Source organism: Spongiactinospora gelatinilytica, assembly GCF_003236385.1.
Lineage (GTDB): Bacteria > Actinomycetota > Actinomycetes > Streptosporangiales > Streptosporangiaceae > Spongiactinospora > Spongiactinospora gelatinilytica.
Genome location: NZ_POUA01000599.1, coordinates 1 through 2847, shown reverse-complemented (window position 1 = coordinate 2847; position 2847 = coordinate 1). Strand labels below are relative to the sequence as shown.

At 68.7% G+C, this 2847-nt stretch carries 4 protein-coding genes; all 4 read right to left on the bottom strand.

The features are described 5' to 3' along the window. Window positions 1-21 precede the first annotated feature (21 nt). Window positions 22-891, bottom strand: coding sequence for a hypothetical protein (locus C1I98_RS37485; RefSeq protein ID WP_158558371.1), 870 nt, complete (start codon window positions 889-891; stop codon window positions 22-24). 71 nt (window positions 892-962) lie between these two features. Then, window positions 963-1256, bottom strand: a complete 294-nt coding sequence (locus C1I98_RS37475; RefSeq protein WP_111171995.1) for a 4a-hydroxytetrahydrobiopterin dehydratase — start codon at window positions 1254-1256, stop codon at window positions 963-965. A gap of 68 nt (window positions 1257-1324) precedes the next feature. Further along, window positions 1325-2227, bottom strand: a complete 903-nt coding sequence (locus C1I98_RS37470; RefSeq protein ID WP_111171994.1) for a carbohydrate ABC transporter permease — start codon at window positions 2225-2227, stop codon at window positions 1325-1327. 10 nt (window positions 2228-2237) lie between these two features. Beyond that, window positions 2238-2847: carbohydrate ABC transporter permease (locus C1I98_RS37465; protein ID WP_111171993.1), on the bottom strand; the 610-nt coding region annotated here is incomplete at its 5' end.

Below are 2847 nucleotides of genomic sequence, written 5' to 3'. Positions count from 1 at the left end.
GCGCGCCCTCTGACCCGCCCGTCAGTCGTTGTTGTTGTTCGGGGCGCGGGTGAGGGTGAGGCAGGCGACGCGTTCGCCGGCCTCGCCGGCCTGGGGGCCCTCGGTGGTGGTGGGCTTGGCGTGGATGACCAGGGAGCCGGGCAGGCGCGTCTCCGAGAGGGTCCAGGGCTGCTTCGACTTGGCCTCGGCGTCGCCCTCACTGTTGGTCTTGAGGTCCAGCCACACCTCATTGACCGGGTTCGCCGGGTTCTGTGCGGTGGCGGTGCCGTTGGGGCTGGGCGCCATGGTGTCGGTGGGCGCGCCCGTGGGGCTGTCCGTCGGGCCGTTGGTGGGGCCACTGGTGGGGCTCGCGGCGAAGCCCTGCGGGCCGTTCGTGGGGCTGCCGGTCGGGCTCTCATCGGGGCTGCCGGTCGGGCTTTCCTCGGGTCCGGCGGTCGATGTCGGGGTGCCGGTGGCCTCCTGGCCCCGGAAGTGCGGGCCGGAGTCGTCCGGGTTCTCGCCGCAGGGGTTGACGTGCAGGTGCGCGCCGTACTGCCGGTCGGGCAGCAGCCCGTCCACGCTCAGCTCCGAGACCGTGCCCTCCCCCTTGGACGCGACCGTCACCTCGCCCTTGGCGCCGGACGGCACCAGCTTCTCGTCGTAGACCACCGCGTTCTCACCCTCCGCGAACGGCACGAAGGTGCCTTGGCCCTTCAGGCGGATGGACTGCGCCCCGGTGGCGTCCGGCGACGGCGAGCCCGTCTGCGTCGGCGACGCGGGGGCGGCCGCGGGCCCCTGGGCCTGCGGAGCCTGCTGCCCGGCCGAGCACGCCGCGGTCGCGGCGTATCCGGCGCCGAGTACGGCGAGCATGAGGATATGGACATGACGACGGCGGTCGAGTGGGCGGCGCATCGCGGGATCTCCCCCTGTTTACGGATGGAACCAAGGTTCACCGCCCACTCTAAAGCGTAATCATTCAAGCACTAATCGTGACTTTCTATATTCTTCACAATCCTGTCGATGTCGGCGGCCAGCCCGAAGTCGGACTCCGTCAGCCCGCCCGCCGAGTGCGTGGTCAGCGCGAAGGTCACCGTCCGCCACCGGATGTCGATGTCGGGGTGGTGGTCGAGTTCTTCAGCGCGTACGGCCACCGCGTCCACGATCCGGATGGCCGTGGGGAAGTCGCGCGCGGTCACCTCGCGCCGGATCTCCCGGCCCTCGCGCCGCCACGCGGGCAGTACGCCCAGCCTCTTGACGATCTCGGATTCAGCCAGCATGCCTCCAGGACATCACGACCGGGCGCGGCCGTCGACGTTCGGGTGCGGGGCCGCCGCAATCTGAGCGGCTATTTGAGCGCCCCGGCGGTCAGGCCGGACTGGATCTGCCGCTGGAAGATGATGTAGACCAGCAGCACCGGAATGATCGCCATGCTGAGCGCGGCGAACAGCCCCGGCCAGTCGGACTCGTACCCCGCGATCGTCGAGATGTCCGCGATGCCCTGGGTGATGACCCATTTCTCGCGATCCGCCGGCAGCAACACCAGCGGCAGCAGGTACTGGTTCCACTGCCCGAGGATGTTGAAGATGCCGATACTGATCATGCCCGGCTTCGCCATCGGCAGCATGACCTGGAAGAACGTACGCGTGTGCGAGCAGCCGTCCATCATCGCCGCCTCGGCCACCGACGTCGGCAGCGTGCGGAAGAAGGCGGTGAGGAAGAACACGGTGAACGGCAGCGAGTACGCGATGTAGACCAGGACCAGCCCGGCGTGGGTGTTCAGCAGCCCGAACTGCTTCACCACGAAGAACAGCGGCACCAACGCCAGGAAGACCGGGAAGGCCATGCCGGACACGAACAGGTAGTAGATCGCCCGGTTCCCGGGGAAGCGGTACCGGGCGAGCACATAGGCGGCCATCGAGCCGAGCAGCATGGTGCCCATCGTGCCGAAGGCCACCACGAGCACGCTGTTCAGCAGGTAACGCCCCACCTGCGCGCGGTCCCAGGCGCGACCCCAGTTCTCCCAGCGCAGTTCGGCCGGCAGCGACCAGGCGTCGCCGAACAGCTCGGTGTTGTTCTTGAAGGAGGACAGGAACGTCCACAGCAGCGGGACGATCACCAGCAGCGCCCACACGAACAGGGCGAGGTGGGCGAGCCCCCCGAACACCCCCAGCTCGTTGCGCCGGGGACGCGCTCTCTTGTGGGTCACCCGTTCCGCCGCCACCTTCTCGACCGCCGTGCGAGTAGCCATGAGCCCCTTCTCACAACTCGATCCGCTCGCGCCTGGACACCCGAAGGGTCAGCGCGGCGAAGGTGATGGTCAGGAAGAACAGCGCCACTCCCATGGCCGAGGCGTAGCCGAAGTCGGAGTAGCTGAACGCGGTCTTCCAGATTTCCAGGGGCAGCACGGTCGTGGAGTTGTCCGGGCCGCCGCGGTCCACCGAGAGGACCTGGACGAGTGCGAAGCCGTCGAACGCCGCGATGCCCAGGTACACCCAGCCGACCTGGAGGGTGTCCCACAGCAGCGGCAGCGTGATGCTGAAGAACAGCCGGAACCGCCCGGCCCCGTCCAGCGCCGCCGCCTCGAAGACGTCCCGGGGGATCGCCGCCATCCCGGCGGAGAACAGGACGACGTAGAAGCCGACCGCCTGCCACACCATCACCGCGATGATCGCCCAGAAGGCGATGCTCGGTTCGGTCAGCCAGCCGACCGGCTCGATCCCGAGCCGGATCAGCACCCCGTTGACCACGCCGCTGTCGTCCGGGCGGTACACCGCCTGGAACAGCACCCCGACCACGGCGACGGCCAGGACCTGAGGGAAGAAGAACACCACCCGGTAGAACTTCGACCCCCAGACCCCCGTCATGTTC

Excerpts from the sequence above, each read along its gene's own strand:
- C1I98_RS37475 (WP_111171995.1), bottom strand. The coding sequence starts at position 1,256 with ATGCTGGCTGAATCCGAGATCGTCAAGAGGCTGGGCGTACTGCCCGCG.
- C1I98_RS37470 (WP_111171994.1), bottom strand. The coding sequence starts at position 2,227 with ATGGCTACTCGCACGGCGGTCGAGAAGGTGGCGGCGGAACGGGTGACC.
- C1I98_RS37485 (WP_158558371.1), bottom strand. The coding sequence starts at position 891 with ATGCGCCGCCCACTCGACCGCCGTCGTCATGTCCATATCCTCATGCTC.